16 protein-coding genes are annotated in these 14,926 nt (G+C 34.0%); 3 read left to right on the forward strand and 13 right to left on the reverse strand.

Going from position 1 to position 14,926, the window contains the following annotated elements:
- The first annotated feature begins 42 nt into the window (after positions 1 to 42).
- Complete coding sequence (locus P2W65_RS04295) at positions 43 to 1,845, forward strand: GNAT family N-acyltransferase (RefSeq protein ID WP_289663736.1); 1,803 nt, start codon at positions 43 to 45, stop codon at positions 1,843 to 1,845.
- A 69-nt stretch (positions 1,846 to 1,914) separates the two neighbouring features.
- Here the strand turns inward: P2W65_RS04295 and P2W65_RS04300 are convergent, their stop codons facing one another.
- The 5 genes from P2W65_RS04300 to P2W65_RS04320 form a co-directional block, all read right to left on the reverse strand.
- Positions 1,915 to 3,012, reverse strand: a complete 1,098-nt coding sequence (locus tag P2W65_RS04300) for a suppressor of fused domain protein (RefSeq protein WP_289663738.1) — start codon at positions 3,010 to 3,012, stop codon at positions 1,915 to 1,917.
- A 175-nt stretch (positions 3,013 to 3,187) separates the two neighbouring features.
- Positions 3,188 to 3,559 (reverse strand): DUF805 domain-containing protein, encoded by a 372-nt coding sequence (locus P2W65_RS04305; RefSeq protein ID WP_289663740.1) that lies wholly within the window; start codon positions 3,557 to 3,559, stop codon positions 3,188 to 3,190.
- A gap of 195 nt (positions 3,560 to 3,754) precedes the next feature.
- On the reverse strand, positions 3,755 to 4,027 hold the full coding sequence (locus tag P2W65_RS04310) for a TM2 domain-containing protein (protein ID WP_289663741.1): 273 nt from the start codon (positions 4,025 to 4,027) through the stop codon (positions 3,755 to 3,757).
- A gap of 80 nt (positions 4,028 to 4,107) precedes the next feature.
- The gene (locus P2W65_RS04315; protein ID WP_289663742.1) at positions 4,108 to 4,755 is read right to left on the reverse strand and encodes an RDD family protein; all 648 of its coding nucleotides are present in this window, start codon (positions 4,753 to 4,755) and stop codon (positions 4,108 to 4,110) included.
- A 160-nt stretch (positions 4,756 to 4,915) separates the two neighbouring features.
- On the reverse strand, positions 4,916 to 5,866 hold the full coding sequence (locus P2W65_RS04320; RefSeq protein ID WP_289663743.1) for a 2-hydroxyacid dehydrogenase: 951 nt from the start codon (positions 5,864 to 5,866) through the stop codon (positions 4,916 to 4,918).
- A 221-nt stretch (positions 5,867 to 6,087) separates the two neighbouring features.
- On the opposite strand from P2W65_RS04320, the gene nhaA reads away from it, so the two are divergent.
- Together nhaA and P2W65_RS04330 are read left to right on the forward strand one after the other, a co-directional pair.
- The gene (gene nhaA, locus P2W65_RS04325) at positions 6,088 to 7,251 is read left to right on the forward strand and encodes a Na+/H+ antiporter NhaA (RefSeq protein WP_289663744.1); all 1,164 of its coding nucleotides are present in this window, start codon (positions 6,088 to 6,090) and stop codon (positions 7,249 to 7,251) included.
- The gene (locus P2W65_RS04330) at positions 7,244 to 7,759 is read left to right on the forward strand and encodes a hypothetical protein (protein ID WP_289663745.1); all 516 of its coding nucleotides are present in this window, start codon (positions 7,244 to 7,246) and stop codon (positions 7,757 to 7,759) included. The genes nhaA and P2W65_RS04330 overlap by 8 nt, the downstream gene beginning before the upstream one ends.
- A gap of 79 nt (positions 7,760 to 7,838) precedes the next feature.
- On the opposite strand, the gene P2W65_RS04335 is transcribed toward P2W65_RS04330, so the two are convergent.
- The 8 genes from P2W65_RS04335 to lgt form a co-directional block, all read right to left on the reverse strand.
- A complete protein-coding gene (locus P2W65_RS04335; protein ID WP_289663746.1) occupies positions 7,839 to 8,138 on the reverse strand; it encodes a type II toxin-antitoxin system RelE/ParE family toxin in 300 nt (99 codons plus the stop codon).
- Positions 8,128 to 8,355, reverse strand: a complete 228-nt coding sequence (locus tag P2W65_RS04340; RefSeq protein WP_289663747.1) for a hypothetical protein — start codon at positions 8,353 to 8,355, stop codon at positions 8,128 to 8,130. The genes P2W65_RS04335 and P2W65_RS04340 overlap by 11 nt, the downstream gene beginning before the upstream one ends.
- 152 nt (positions 8,356 to 8,507) lie before the next feature.
- Complete coding sequence (proC, locus tag P2W65_RS04345) at positions 8,508 to 9,284, reverse strand: pyrroline-5-carboxylate reductase (RefSeq protein ID WP_179002983.1); 777 nt, start codon at positions 9,282 to 9,284, stop codon at positions 8,508 to 8,510.
- Between the two features lie 111 nt (positions 9,285 to 9,395).
- Positions 9,396 to 10,745, reverse strand: a complete 1,350-nt coding sequence (mgtE, locus tag P2W65_RS04350; RefSeq protein ID WP_179002984.1) for a magnesium transporter — start codon at positions 10,743 to 10,745, stop codon at positions 9,396 to 9,398.
- Complete coding sequence (gene rsmA / locus P2W65_RS04355; RefSeq protein WP_289663749.1) at positions 10,729 to 11,514, reverse strand: 16S rRNA (adenine(1518)-N(6)/adenine(1519)-N(6))-dimethyltransferase RsmA; 786 nt, start codon at positions 11,512 to 11,514, stop codon at positions 10,729 to 10,731. Before rsmA ends, mgtE begins: the two co-directional genes overlap by 17 nt.
- A 199-nt stretch (positions 11,515 to 11,713) precedes the next feature.
- Positions 11,714 to 12,025 (reverse strand): DUF4286 family protein, encoded by a 312-nt coding sequence (locus tag P2W65_RS04360; protein WP_091489692.1) that lies wholly within the window; start codon positions 12,023 to 12,025, stop codon positions 11,714 to 11,716.
- Between the two features lie 124 nt (positions 12,026 to 12,149).
- A complete protein-coding gene (locus tag P2W65_RS04365) occupies positions 12,150 to 13,931 on the reverse strand; it encodes a tetratricopeptide repeat protein (protein ID WP_289663751.1) in 1,782 nt (593 codons plus the stop codon).
- 90 nt (positions 13,932 to 14,021) lie between these two features.
- Positions 14,022 to 14,864 carry a prolipoprotein diacylglyceryl transferase gene (lgt, locus tag P2W65_RS04370; RefSeq protein WP_289663752.1) on the reverse strand — a complete coding sequence of 281 codons (843 nt, stop codon included), beginning with the start codon at positions 14,862 to 14,864 and terminating at the stop codon, positions 14,022 to 14,024.
- Between the last annotated feature and the right edge of the window lie 62 nt (positions 14,865 to 14,926).

Here is a 14,926-nt window from a genome sequence, read left to right on the forward strand (position 1 = left end):
TTGTTATCTTTGTTCGCTGTTCTAATAAATTAAAAGTACTACATGGGTTTAGTTACCGCGAAAGAAGTTGCAAAGGCAATAAATGTTGAAAAGTACGGAGTTCTCGGTACATTTTCTGGCTGGATTCTTATGAAGGTTCTTAAGATCTCTACCCTTAATAAAATTTACGACCATAATAAACACCTTGAGGATGTTGCGTTTTTGAACGGAATTTTGGATGAGATGGAAATCAAATTTGAAATCCCGGAAGAAGACTTAAAACGTCTGCCGAAAGATGGTGCTTATATCACTATTTCTAATCATCCGCTTGGAGGAATTGATGGAATTTTATTGTTGAAATTAATGCTTGAAAGAGAGCCAAATTTCAAAATCATTGCAAACTTCTTATTGCACAGAATTGTTCCAATGAAAAAATACATTATGCCCGTTAATCCTTTTGAAAACCATAAGGATGCAAAATCGAGCGTAATTGGAATTAAAGAAACGTTACGTCATTTAAGTGATGGTAAACCACTTGGAATTTTCCCTGCTGGAGAAGTTTCAACTTATAAAGATGGAAAATTAGTTGTTGACAAACCTTGGGAAGAAGGCGCAATAAAACTGATTAGAAAAGCAAAAGTTCCGGTTGTACCCATTTATTTTCATGCTAAAAACAGTAAATTATTCTACTGGCTTTCTAAAATTGATGACACTTTAAGAACTGCAAAATTGCCTTCTGAATTGTTAACGCAGAAAGACCGTGTGATTAAAGTTCGTATCGGAAAACCGATTTCGGTAAGCGAACAAAACGAAATCGAATCTTTTGAGGAATATTCAGAATTCTTAAGAAAGAAAACCTATATGCTGGCTAATCCGTTTGAGAAAGACACCAAACTAATTGATACAGCAAGCCTTAAAATACCAAAAGCACCTAAAAAAATTGTAACTGCTGCCAGTGAATCAAAATTGATTGATGAAGTTCAGGCTTTAAGAAATAGTGATTCTAGATTTTTACAAAGTAAAAATTACGAAGTTTTCTTTGCAAGCGCAAAAGAAATCCCGAACATTATTCATGAAATTGGCCGTCTTCGCGAAATCACTTTCCGTGAAGTTGGCGAAGGAACAAACGAATCGATTGACTTAGACGAATACGATCAATATTATCACCATATGTTTTTATGGGATGATGAAACCAAAAAAATCGCCGGAGCTTACCGAATGGGATTAGGTTCTGAGATTTATCCGAAATACGGAATTGAAGGTTTCTACCTAACAGATCTTTTTAGATTTGAACCAGAACTTCACGATATGATGCACAAATCGATTGAAATGGGTCGTGCTTTTATTGTGAAAGAATACCAGCAAAAACCAATGCCTTTGTTTTTATTATGGAAAGGTATTATTCATACGACTTTACGTCATCCTGAACACAAATATTTAGTTGGAGGTGTAAGTATCAGTAATCAATTCTCCGATTTCTCTAAATCGCTTATGATTGAGTTTATGAAATCAAACTATTACGATCCGTATATTGCGCAATACATTCATCCGAAGAAAGCCTATAAAGTTAAACTGAAAGATGCTGACAAAGACTTCATTTTCGACGAAGCTGAATCTGACTTGAATAAATTCGATAAAATTATTGACGAATTAGAACCAGGAAACTTACGTCTGCCTGTTTTAATTAAGAAATACATCAAACAAAATGCACGTGTAGTTGCCTTTAACGTTGACCCTTTATTCAATAACGCTATAGATGGTTTAATGTATATCAGGATTGCAGATATTCCGGAAAGCACTATGAAACCTGTTATTGAAGAATTTCAGATTGAATTGGAAAAGAAATTATCCGAGAAAGAAGATTAAAAACAATCTATCATAAAAAGAAAACTCATAAATTTAAGTTTATGAGTTTTCTTTTTTTACACACTATTCTTAAACAACTTCTTGTCGTTCAAAACTAAATATTTCTTCACCAATTGTATCTAGTTTATCCAGTATAACTTTCGAACCAGATTCTTTCATTACTGCCCATTCTCTATCTGAAACAGGTACAACCCATAAAAAATTTGTCTGTGAATCTCCAAAAGCTGGGACATTCATTTGAGGCAGAAGTTTTAATTTATTAGTTAGTACTGCATACTTAAATTTTTCACTAACAATGGTTTGAAATTCTACTGTATGGCCTTCCCCCACAAAAGTGACATAATCCCAAGGTATTGCTGTAATGCCACTTATGAGACTTGCCACATTGTTTACTTCATCATTTGTCAATCCTAATCTCAAAATAATTCCGAGCTCAATTCTATTTACTTTGCTAGGATCTTCATAGTACATTTCGATTTTGGGCTGTGGCCTTAATGATACTGCTACTGTTGCAAAAACAATCTTTTCTTCGCCTTCGTACACATAAAGACCTTTTGGAGGCCATTCTGAATTATCAATTGCATAATACTTTTCACTTTCGCCAAATATATCTTCATAATAATTTAAAATTTTCGGCTGTAAGGACTGAAAAGGATTTTCGTCTCTATCCCATTCTTTAATAAAAGAGACAGCATTATTTACCCTTTTTCTCATTTCATTATCTTCAGATAGTTCCCAAGCAAAATTACCCTGGCCAGTACAGTCTCGAGCATATCCTAAGAATCCTTCATCTCCTCCCCAGCTCGGTATTATGCATAAAATTTCTCCGTTCTCTAACAAGGCAGCACCATCTCCTTCTTCCAGCCAGACAATTTCTAAGTTCTTTTCACTAAGACTTTCTTGACCTTCAGGAAATTTGCAAAACTCTTTAGTTAGCATTGGAGGCACTCCTTTTTCCATCAATTTTACTTCTATTTCTTCTGGTGCCTTACTTAAATTTCTAATCCAACAGCTTTTTACACCAAAGTCGTCATTATCGCCAAACAAATAAAAATAGGCTGTTCTATTATCTTGTTCTACAATTGCAGTGATTGGACAATTCGGGCTTCTTAATTCAAGAAGAACTTTGGGTTTTTCAATCTTATTACTTCTGCTAAATAATCCCATATTTCTTTACTATTTTTTTTTCAGATTAAAATTCATAATGAAGTAACGACTTTTATTTAAAAAACACTATTCTAAAACAAAATTTCTTTATCTCTAAACGTCATGATTACTGTAAACCAAAAATCCCATACGTCGTAACATATGGGATTTCTATATCAACACTTTTCATTTAAAACTAGTTAAGATCTTTTCCAATCTCCTTTAGGTCTTCGAGTTGGCTTTTAGGATTTGCACCATATTTATTTGCCCCTTTTTCCCCTTCCATAGCGGCCAAATATATATCATACAATGGAATGAGAATAAACCAGCCGCTTTTACCAACATCATGCATTCTTCGAACTCCAACTGCAATAGAAGGAATTAAAACTGCCAAAGTAAATAGGTTGGCAAGCATTGCAAGACTAGACGAAATTATGCCAAGTACTACACTCAGAACCACACTAATTATAACATTCACTAGAACAACTGTCCAAAATTCCTTTCTTCTTGCTCTGCCTTTAAAATTTGCATAGTTCTCAAAAACTACTTTTTTATAAATTTCTAACATAATAAATCTTTATAAATTACCCTACTCTTAAGGATTTTCAGTTACTCCATTACTTTATTTATGAAGCGTAAGATTAATCACTATACAAATCATTAACAGGAACTAAAAGTTATTGTTATATCAGATGAAGACATTTTTGAGCATAAAAAAACCCATTCACTACTGAATGGGTTTAAATATGATCGTTTATTGAAATTAAAACCAGCCTTTATAACCTTTTTGATAGGTTTGATAAAACTCATCATCACTTTTGGTCAAATAAATAATACCTTCTATAATTCCAATTACACCGCCAATTCCTAACATAAGGGCTAGAAGAATCTGAATTATACCTTCTTTTGTGTAACCTAGGTAAAATTTATGAATTCCTAAATATCCTACAAGTATCGCTAGAATTCCAGCTACTATTTTTTTATTCTCTTGCTGATAACGCGGATTATTCCAGTCTTCTCGTTTTGTATTTTCCATTTTTATTCTCTTTTATAGTTAATAATATAGTTTTACAAATAGTCAGCCTTAAGTCAAATCCGCTTCCTGCGAATAACTTATTATTTATCTACTACCATAGTTTGGGCAGCCAAATCATGAAGTGCTCTTTTATCTTGATTCAATAATGAAGCTAAATAGATAAACGGGAAGAAAACACATAATCCTTTGATAAGATTTCTTAAGATTGTATAGAAAGGCAGTACACTTTTTCCTTCGTTATAATCAACTGTTTTAATTGAAAGCGCTAATTTGCCTACAGAAGAACCTTTCAGTAAAAAATCGCAAAGCATGAAATAAGCAAAACCTATTAACGGAATAAACCCTAAACCTGATTGTATGTAATAAATCAGAATAAAATTAAGTGCATACAAAAGCGCTAAATCGATAACAAAAGCACCAATTCTTTTTCCAAAATCACAAGGCACAAGGCCAATTGTACTATTTTCTTCTTGTGAAGTATTCCCTAATCTATTTCTTGTGTCGTATTCGTGTGAAGAAAGAACAGATCCTGGAACATAAGTACTATTACAGAAAAAACAGTTTAATTCATCTCCCAATTCTTTAATTTTAAGCAATGGAATAAAGAAAATATGAAAATACAGCTGATAGTTTTTTAATTGATAGCTTTCTTGTCTTCTGCAATTTGGACAGTCAAATTTTCCAGATTTAATTGTGCTTTGAACTGTTTTTCTTCCGTAAATAATCATAGGATTTTTAAATTTATAAGTTAAGTTTTTTGTTTTTGGGAAATTTCAACACAAACATTCTAAATGTTTTGTTAAAAAACTGGAACAATATTATTAAAAATTAACATACAAAACTAATTCGCTTTCAAAATTCAAAAGAAAAGAAATCCGAGCTAAGTTGTTAGCGTACATTATAAACCGCTTTAATCTTATCCACAATTACTTGCGCCAAGCGTTCATGGCTTTCAAAAGTCCATCCGGCAATATGTGGTGTTAACAAAACATTTTTTGCTTCTAAAAGATATTGAAAAGCTTCTGGCGTATTTTTATCACTAAAAAGCGTTTCAAACGAAAGCTTCTCGTACTCCAAAACATCAAGTCCAGCTCCTAAAACTTTTTTTGATTTCATCGCTTCAACCAAATCAGCCGTAACGATGTTTTTACCGCGAGAAGTGTTTATAATCCAAAATGGCTTTTTAAACGCATTTATAAAGTCTGCATTGACCATTTTATCTGTTTCTGGTGTCCAAGGAAGATGAAGACTTAAAACATCTGTTTTTTCCTGTAATTCTGCCAGCGAAACTTGTTTAGCATTTTCGTCTCCTACATTATCCAAAATATCACAACAAAGCACTTCTGTATCAAAACCTCTTAGTTTTTTAGCAAATGCTTTTCCCATATTTCCATAACCGATAATTCCGACTGTTTTAAGATCCAGTTCGTGACCTCGGTTGCTCTCTCGATTCCATTGCCCCGATTTTACTTCGGCGTCGGCCTGATTCAGATTATTGAATAAGGATAAAATCATTCCCAACGAATGTTCTGCAACAGCATTTCGGTTTCCTTCTGGCGCGGCAATCAAATGAATTCCTTTTTCAGCAGCATAGTCACAATCAATACTTTCCAAACCAGCTCCTACTCTAGCTATAAACTGCAGGTTTGTTCCACAGTCTAAAAAAGTTTTATCAATCTTGAATCGACTGCGGATTACGATTCCGTTATAGTCTTGTATTTTTGCTTCTATCTCTTCTTTTGAAGATTTAAAATCGGCGTGATTTTCGAAACCTGCTTCTTCTAATTGATTCCATAGAACTGGATTATTGCTGTCGATATGAAGAATTTTTATGCTCATTTTTATTGAATTTAATAACAACAAAAATACGGTTAATTTAATCTCATGAAGTCGCAAAGTCGCAAAGTTTTTTAATATATACTTTAAAAATTCATCAACAAAACAGAGCTCGCATCTTAGCGCCTTTGCGACAAATCCTTTTTATTGCGCATATTTTTTTCTAACTTTGAAAGTATTCGGATTAATAAAATCCTTTCTCTAAATCTTCAGAATCCTTTCAGATGAAATTAACCAAAACCTTTAAAGCTTTTTTTGAAAACGAAAAATCAGGAGGAATCATCTTGCTCTTTGTCACGATTTTATCTCTTTATTTAGCCAATTCCTCTTTTCAAGTTCCATATGTCGCTTTTTGGGAAAAAGAAATTTCAGGACATTCCATAACAGAATGGATAAACGATGGCTTAATGACCATTTTCTTTTTATTGATTGGTTTAGAATTGGAACGCGAAATTTATCACGGAGAATTGTCTAATTTTAAAAATGCCTCTTTGCCAATAGTAGCTGCTTTTGGCGGTATGATTGTTCCCGCGGCAATATTTCTAGTTTTAAACTACGGAACAACTACTCAAAATGGTGCAGGAATTCCAATGGCTACAGATATTGCCTTTGCAATTGGAATTTTATCGCTTCTTGGGAATAAAGTTCCTGCTTCATTAAAAGTATTTTTAACAGCTTTGGCAGTTATTGATGATTTAGGTGCTATCATTGTCATCGCCGTTTTTTACAGTACATCCATTTCTTTTTTAAATCTCGGAATTGCACTTGCGATCTGGATTATTCTATTTGTTTTAAACCGAATGAAAATTCATAATTTGATTCCGTATTTAATTGGCGGAATTATCATGTGGTATTTTATGCTTAATTCTGGCGTTCATGCTACGATAACTGGAGTAATTTTAGCCTTTGTTATTCCGTTTGGCGATGGTGGGGAAAAAACATCTTCGTATAAACTGCAGCATTTTTTACATCAGCCCGTAGCCTTTTTTATCCTGCCCCTTTTTGCAGTTGCCAATACAGCTTTAATCATAACCGAAAACTGGCACGAAGGATTAAACCACTCCAATTCATACGGAATTATTCTAGGGCTTGTTGTGGGTAAACCGCTTGGGATTTTATTATTTTCTTCTGTTGGTGTTACATCAGGTTTATGTTTACTGCCAAAAAATTTAAAATGGGCACACATTTTAGGCGCAGGAATGCTTGGTGGAATTGGTTTTACAATGTCGATCTTTATAACTGTTTTAGCCTTTAAAAATCCTGAGATAATTATTTTTTCTAAAATAGCTATTCTGATTGCGTCGTTCTTAGCTGGACTTTTGGGATTTGTTTATCTAAAATACATTTTAAGTAAAACCCCATCCATTCAATCTAGTGATTATGAATAAAATTCGATTTTCTGCATTGCTTTCTTTTTATTTCTTTCTAATTTCCTGCAATCAAAAAGCAGAGAAAATTTATTCGAACGAAACCCCAAAAGAAACTATTATCTCTTCAGAATTACCTGCCCAAGATGAAGTTGAAGGAACCTACAAAGCACATGGCTGTGATATGTCGATAATTATTTCAAAAATCAAAACTGAGTATCACTATATTTTAAAAACAAGCATAAGAACTTTAAAAGGTAAAGCAACTTACACAAAAAGCAGTTCCGGAGAGCAATATCTTGTACTGGAAGGAATTCAATGGGATGAATATGAAGGCGATATCAGCAATGAAGAAGAAAATGACTCTATCCCTCGAAAAGAATTAGAAATTCCAGTTGGCATTGATGCTCTATATGTAAAAGATACTTTGACAATCCAGAATTATGGAAATGCAATGAATTCTTATACCAAGATTTCGGAATGTGGGTTGAAGTATATTCAGTTAATTAAAAAAGGAAAATCCAATTGAAAAATTCCAAATTCTAACAAAGTACTTCACGGAATTTCTGTTGTAATGATCAGTTTCTCATCATTACAGCACAAACATATTATCTTGTCGGATATTTCTCAGGATTCTGTGAGGTATGAAAAACAGCATTCAAAAACACTGTTTTGGATGACTCATCAACAATGAAAAATGCAACGTAAGGAAACTTCTTAAATGATAAGTAACGATAATTGTTATCGTGTAATTGATAAAAAGGATTTATCTGCAAGGCCTTATAAACCTTTTTATAATCATTCAAAAAATCTAACGCTACCTTTTTACTAGCTCTTAGAATATAATACTCAACTGCTTCCTCAATATTTTTTAATGCAATTGGAGAAACAATAATCTTATAGTTCATATTTCTTCTTTAAGTCAGCATAAACTGATTCAGCATCTGTGTAAAGACTTTTATCTGAGTTTAGTTGGCTATTTAAAATTTCCTGTTGTTCATCAGATAGCTCATAAGGCTTTACATTTGCTATCTCATACTTGATCTTTAGCGATTTCATAAAAGCTTTTACGGCTTCTATTTGAGAAGCATCTTCTGTATATGCTGTGATATTAATTGCTTGCATGATATTAATTTACTAAAGTTGATAAACAAAGTTAAGACAAAAGCCTGATTTTCATGTTAATTTTTTAACAAACAAAATTCTAAACAAAAAATCCCAAGCTCCAGTTTTAAAATTGGAATTTGGAATTTAAAATATTGGAATTTCTTTAAAATCTAACCTTTAATTTGCTTCAAAGAAGTTTTGATTCCTTTAATTAAAGATGAACTAAAACCATTGTGTTCCATTTCATTTAAACCCACAATTGTACAGCCTTGTGGCGTTGTTACACGGTCGATTAATTGTTCTGGATGCACTCGTTCTTCCAAAAGCATTTTAGCCGCTCCTTTTACCGTTTGAGCTGCTATTGCTAAAGCAGTGTTAGAATCGAAACCAATTTCGATTCCTGCCTGCATAGACGCACGAATGTAACGTAAAGCATACGCCGTTCCGCACGCACCTAAAACTGTAGCGGCATCCATTAATTTTTCGTCGATTACAGGAGCTGTTCCCAAATCCTGAAACAAGTCAACAATTGGCGCTGCGTTTTCTTTGTATTTTTCCGGGAAAGAAATACAAGTTGCTGATTCTCCAAACTGTGCCGCGATATTAGGCATAATACGCACAACTGGATATTCAAAATTTGTTTTCGTCTGAAGCATCTCCAAAGACAAGCCGCTTACTGCCGAAGCAATGGTTTTGTTTTGGATAACAGGCAGAATTTCAGCTAAAACAATATCAACCTGATACGGTTTTATTGTTAAAATTACTACGTCGGCTTCTTGAATATTATGTTTGTTATCGTTAGACACAGTGATTCCATATTCAGTTAAATACTGAATACTTGCTGTATTTCTTCTGGTAACAGTGACTTGATTGTTTTTCGAAAATTTAGCGATTCCCAAGGCAATAGAAACCCCAAGGTTTCCTCCTCCAATAATGTGTACTTTCATTCTTCTTGGTTTGAATTTATGATGACTGATTAACAGTATATTTTCCGCCTGTAAATTACGCAGATTTTACAGATTTTAAATCACTGCATGCTGCTAATTTGTGGCAAAAATCTAAAATCCAAGAATAAGATTTGCAACTCCAAAATAGAGCATAATTCCAAATACGTCGTTGGTTGTGGTAATAAATGGCCCTGTCGCAATTGCGGGATCAATTTTGTTTTTATTCAAGAAAAGGGGAACCAAAGTTCCTAAAGTAGCTGCAAACAGAATTACAACTATCATCGAAATTGAAATCGCAAATCCAACCAAATATTGTTGGTACATGATAGAATGATACCCCAATAAAAGCAATGAAATGATACTTCCCGAAATCATCGAAACCGTAATTTCTTTAGTAAAATAAGCTCGGCTGAATTCTTTCAAAGTTCCGTTGGCCAAACCTTGCACCACGATCGCCGATGCCTGAACTCCAATATTTCCTGCTGTTGCAGAAAGTAATGGTACAAAAATGATTAAAGTAGAATATTTTTGGAATGTACTTTCGTTTCCTTTTAAAACAAAAGAAGCTACAATTTCAATTACCATTCCAATCAAAAGCCAAGGCAGACGTGCTTTGGTTAACTCATAAACGCTGTCATTAGATTCAACGTCTTGTGTAATACCCGCAGCTAATTGGTAATCTTTATCCGCTTCTTCCTTGATTACGTCTACGATATCGTCAATGGTAATTCTTCCTACCAATCGGCCCAATTCGTCGACAACTGGAATTGCCTCTAAATCGTATTTCTGCATGATACGAGCAACTTCGACATCTTCTGTATCAACATTTACAAAATTTAATTTTCGGATATACACTTCCCCAATCTGAGTTTTGGTCGAAGAAGTCAGTAAATCTTTAAGAGAAAGCCTTCCTTTTAATCGGTTTTCATCATCCACTACATAAATAGAATGAACTCTTGAAACATTTTCTGCCTGAATTCTCATTTCTTTAACGCAGGTCAAAACGTTCCAGTTTTCATTCACTTTTACAAGCTCTTTACCCATCAAACCACCAGCCGTATTTTCGTCGTAACGCAAAAGATCAACGATGTCTTTGGCGTGTTCAACATCCAATATTTCTGAGATTACTTCCGCTTTTATTTCCTGCGAAAGTTCTGCGATAATATCGGCAGCATCATTCGTTTCAAGCTCATCAAGCTCTTCCGCGATTTCTTTTGGCGAAAGTCGGCTTAAGATATTCTCACGAAGATCTTCTTCTAATTCCAGAAGAATTTCGGCTGTTTTATCACTATCTAAAACCTTAAAGATATAGGTTGCCTCGTCGAAATCTAATTCGTCTAAAATTTCGGCAATATCGGCATGGTGCAGATCATTAAGTAAAACTTCTAATTCATTGTCGTTTTTCTTATTGATCAGCTCCTCTAACTGGTGTATAAATTCTTTACTAACTTTGAACTCCATCGGTTTCTATTTTTAGAGTTAGTTCAATAAACTCATCGACACTTAACTGCTCTGGACGTTTATCAAAGATAGTGTCTTCTCGCAATTTGTCTGATAAATTTAATGTTTTCAAACTGTTACGTAATGTTTTTCGTCTCTGCTGAAATGCTGTTTTTACAACTGTAAAAAACAACCTTTCGCTGCAAGGAAGACTGTAATCTTCCTTTCGGGTCATTCTCATCACACCCGATTTCACCTTGGGCGGAGGAATAAAAACGTTTTCATCAACCGTAAACAGATACTCTGTAGTATAGAAAGCCTGGGCTAAAACGGATAGTATTCCGTAGGTTTTCGAGCCTTTCTTTTCGCAGATGCGCTCGGCTACTTCTTTCTGGAACATTCCTGAAAATTCTGGAATCTGGTGTTTTAGATCTAATGTCCTAAAAACAATCTGAGAAGAAATATTGTACGGAAAGTTTCCAATTATGGCAAACTGCTTGTCCTGATAAACTTCATTTATATTATACTTCAGGAAATCCTGAGAAATAATTTTGTCTTTTAATTTTGGATAATGCGCATCCAAATACGCTACCGATTCGGTATCGATCTCAATAACGTGAGTAGTAATTGGCTTTTCAAGTAAATATTTAGTAAGCACACCCATTCCTGGCCCTATTTCCAGAACCTCTTCATATCCTTTAAGACTCAAAGTATCTGCAATAGCTTTTGCTACACTCTCGTCTTTAAGGAAGTGCTGTCCTAAATGTTTTTTTGCTTTTACTTTTTCCATTTCATTTCTTGTTTGCCACGAGGGCGCAAAAGTATTCTTTTTGCATTAAAGACTCAAAGCTTATTGGATTTATTTTGCGGCTAAGACTCGAAGACACAAAGTTTTATTTTTTGTTTTTTTTTGCCACGAAGGCACAAAGACACCAAGTTTTATTCTTCAAAGCTGAATACTTATTCCTGAACACTGAACACTTTATCATCTAGTGCTCTGAAATAACTTCTAATTCTGTTCTGAAAGAAAGCATTTTATCAGCAAATAAACCTAAAGCTTCTCTGTGAAATTCCGGTTCGTCTTCGATATAAAACTTATCCAGCGTTTCTTTACTGTCTGTCACATACTGAGTCGAATAGGTAATGCCGCCCATTTCTTCTTCAACCAAAACTTTTACTATTCTCGCCGAAGAGAATTTATTAGTAGCCAGAATTTCTGGTATGTGTTTTTCCTGCATCCATTTTAACCATTGGTCGTGAACGCTTTCATGTATATTGGTGGTAACGTTGTAAATGATCATTTTTTCTAAGGTTCTGAGATTCTGAGATACTAAGATGCTAAGTTTTTCTGCTGGCTCTTAAATTTCTCCACAAATCATCATATTATTAATTCTTTTTATGAGTTTGGAATTTGAATATTGGAATTTATAAATTCTTATCCCCTCTTAACTCTCGGTATTTTTTTCTGGCATCGACAAAGTAAATACTGTCTTGATGATTAAAAATTACCTTTTCATATAAAGACTTTGCCTTTTCGGTGTCTTTTAGTTCGTCGTTGTAAATTTCTGCTGAGAAAAATAAGGCCTCGTCAACATAAATTCCGTCACTATGATTGTCAATAATCTGTTGATATTGGCTTAAAGCCGAAGCAAAATCTTTCTGGTTTTCGTATATTTTTCCTAAACGAAGTAACGTTACCGCTTCTATTTCCTGACCTTTAAAGTTTTTTAGAATATTTTGAAACTGTGCGATTGCTTCTGGTTTTTTATTCTGATAAATTAAAAAATCGCCTTTTGCAAATTGTTTCAAAGCAACCTGAGTTGAATCTGCTGCGGTATTGTCATTAATCAGTAAAAAATATTCTAACGCGTCATTGGCAATTAACTGCGTATTGGCTGCTTTTAATTCTTTAAACTGCTTATTCGCCCATTCAAAATCACCTTTATAATAACTTGTTTTTGCTGCTTTCAAACTGGCTTCGTGTGCCATTACGTCATTCTTTAAATCCAACTGAATCTGCGAATAATAAATAAGCGCCTGATTGTACTTTTCTTCCAAAAGCAGAATATCGGCCAGCTCCATTTTAGCATCGGCTTTTTGATATTCGTTTAAATTCAATTCTAAAGCTTTTTTGATAACCAACTTTCCTTCTTCTGTTTTTTTCAAATTAAAAGCCAGAAAATGCGCCTGAATGATTTGCAAAGATAAGGTAAAAGGATTGATTTCGTAAGTTGCCAGCAATTGCTGTAATTCCTGATTGATGGCCGGATAATCTTTTTCTTGTGCGTTATCAATCTTTATCTGCATTAAATACGCATTAGACTGAATCAACAGATTTAAATCTTTGGTATTTTGAAGAATGAAATTTAAGATTTCAACAGCAGTTTCATCATCATCTTCATTCATCGCAAACTGACTCAAATTGACGATGCTCATCAAAGATTCCGGTTCACGTTTGTAAATGGCTTTTTCCTGAATAAATGCTTTCCCGAATTCTTTTTGCTGTACATAAAACCAGCTTAAATAGTGATTCCAGAAAACGTCCTGATCTTTTTGGGTTCTAAGAATTAATGCTTTTCGCATGGCATCTTTAAAAGCCGTATTATCCGTTTCTCCATTCATAAATCGGGACAACTGCGTCTGAATCAAACTGGTGTTCTGCGGATTTGCGAAAGATTCTGTCAATAACAAATCGATCATCAAATCGGTTTTACCCAACTGACCGTATAACATTCCGATCTGGAAATTGAAATTGAAATTCGGCTGTACCTGCATTGCCGTTTGATACGATTTTAAAGCATATTCCAACAATACTTTTTTCTCAAATGAACTTGCAATTCCATAAACATCATTTGGACTTGTTTTTATCTTTTCAATTGCCTGTTCGTAGAAATTTTTAGCTTTCGAATCGTTCTTTTGCAATTGAAAATTGTATCCTAACTCCACCAAAAAAACACCTTGTTTGTAACGATTGTAACGATCCTGAATTGCTTTTTCGGCATTAGCAAACTGTTGTAACTGCTGATAACAATCAACAGTGCGCAAAAAATACTGTGTATTGGAAGGCGCACCTTTTAAAAGCTCTTCGTAGCTGATTTTTGCTTTATCAAAATCACCTTTGTCGTAGTAATACTGCGCTAGCTGCTCGTTTTGTCCAAAGGCAAAACCAGAACATAATAAGACGATACAAATCAATATGTTTTTCATACTGCTTTTTTTTTAGTTTTCAGTCGCGGTTTTTAGTTTTCAGTCTTGCAAACTGTAAACGGAGACTGTAAACTGTGACTTTTTTCTCAGTTACTGCAAACTGTCACTGCCAACTGGGACTTTTTTACTTTTCCAAATAATCAATACCAAACCAAGTAATACAAACGGAATACTTAAAATCTGTCCCATATTAATCAGCATATTATTTTCAAAGGCTTCCTGATTTTCTTTGAAAAACTCAATTATAAATCGGGCTGAGAATAATAAAGTTAAGAAAGTTCCAAAGATTAATCCCTGTGCATTTTTAATTTTCTCCGATTTATACATATAAAACAAGATTCCGAAAATTAACACATAAGCAAAAGCTTCATACAATTGCGTTGGATGTCTCGGGATTAAATCGTCTCTTTCAAAAACAACTCCCCAGTTTCCATTAGTTGGTTTTCCATAGATTTCAGAATTCATAAAATTTCCCAATCTGATAAAGGCTCCTGTTACGGGAACTGCAACCGCCATTTTATCTAAAAGCCCCAAGAATTGTACCTTGTATCTACGACAATATAAAATCATTGCTGTAATTACACCAATCGAGCCTCCATGACTTGCTAATCCCTGATAACCTACAAACTGATAAACTCCTTTTATTTTCTGAATAGGTAAAAGGATTTCTAAAGGATGTTTGAAGAAATATTCTGGTTCATAAAATAGACAATGTCCAAGTCTGGCACCCAAAACGGTTCCGACAATTACATAAATCAATAAAGTATCCAGATTGTCCAGAGAAAGGTTCTCTTTTTTGTAAATATTTCTAACAATATAAAAGCCCAGAAGAAGTCCACAGGCAAAAAGAGCTCCATAATATTTTAAAGGAAAACTATCTGTGATCCAAAAAATAACGGGATCGACGTTCCAGTTTAATATTCCGTTTTTCATTAGTCGCAGTTTTTAGTTTTCAGTCACAGTTTTCAGTCACAGCCTACAGCTGAAACTGTAAA

The organism is Flavobacterium panacagri (genome assembly GCF_030378165.1).
In the GTDB taxonomy this organism is placed as follows: Bacteria; Bacteroidota; Bacteroidia; order Flavobacteriales; family Flavobacteriaceae; genus Flavobacterium; species Flavobacterium panacagri.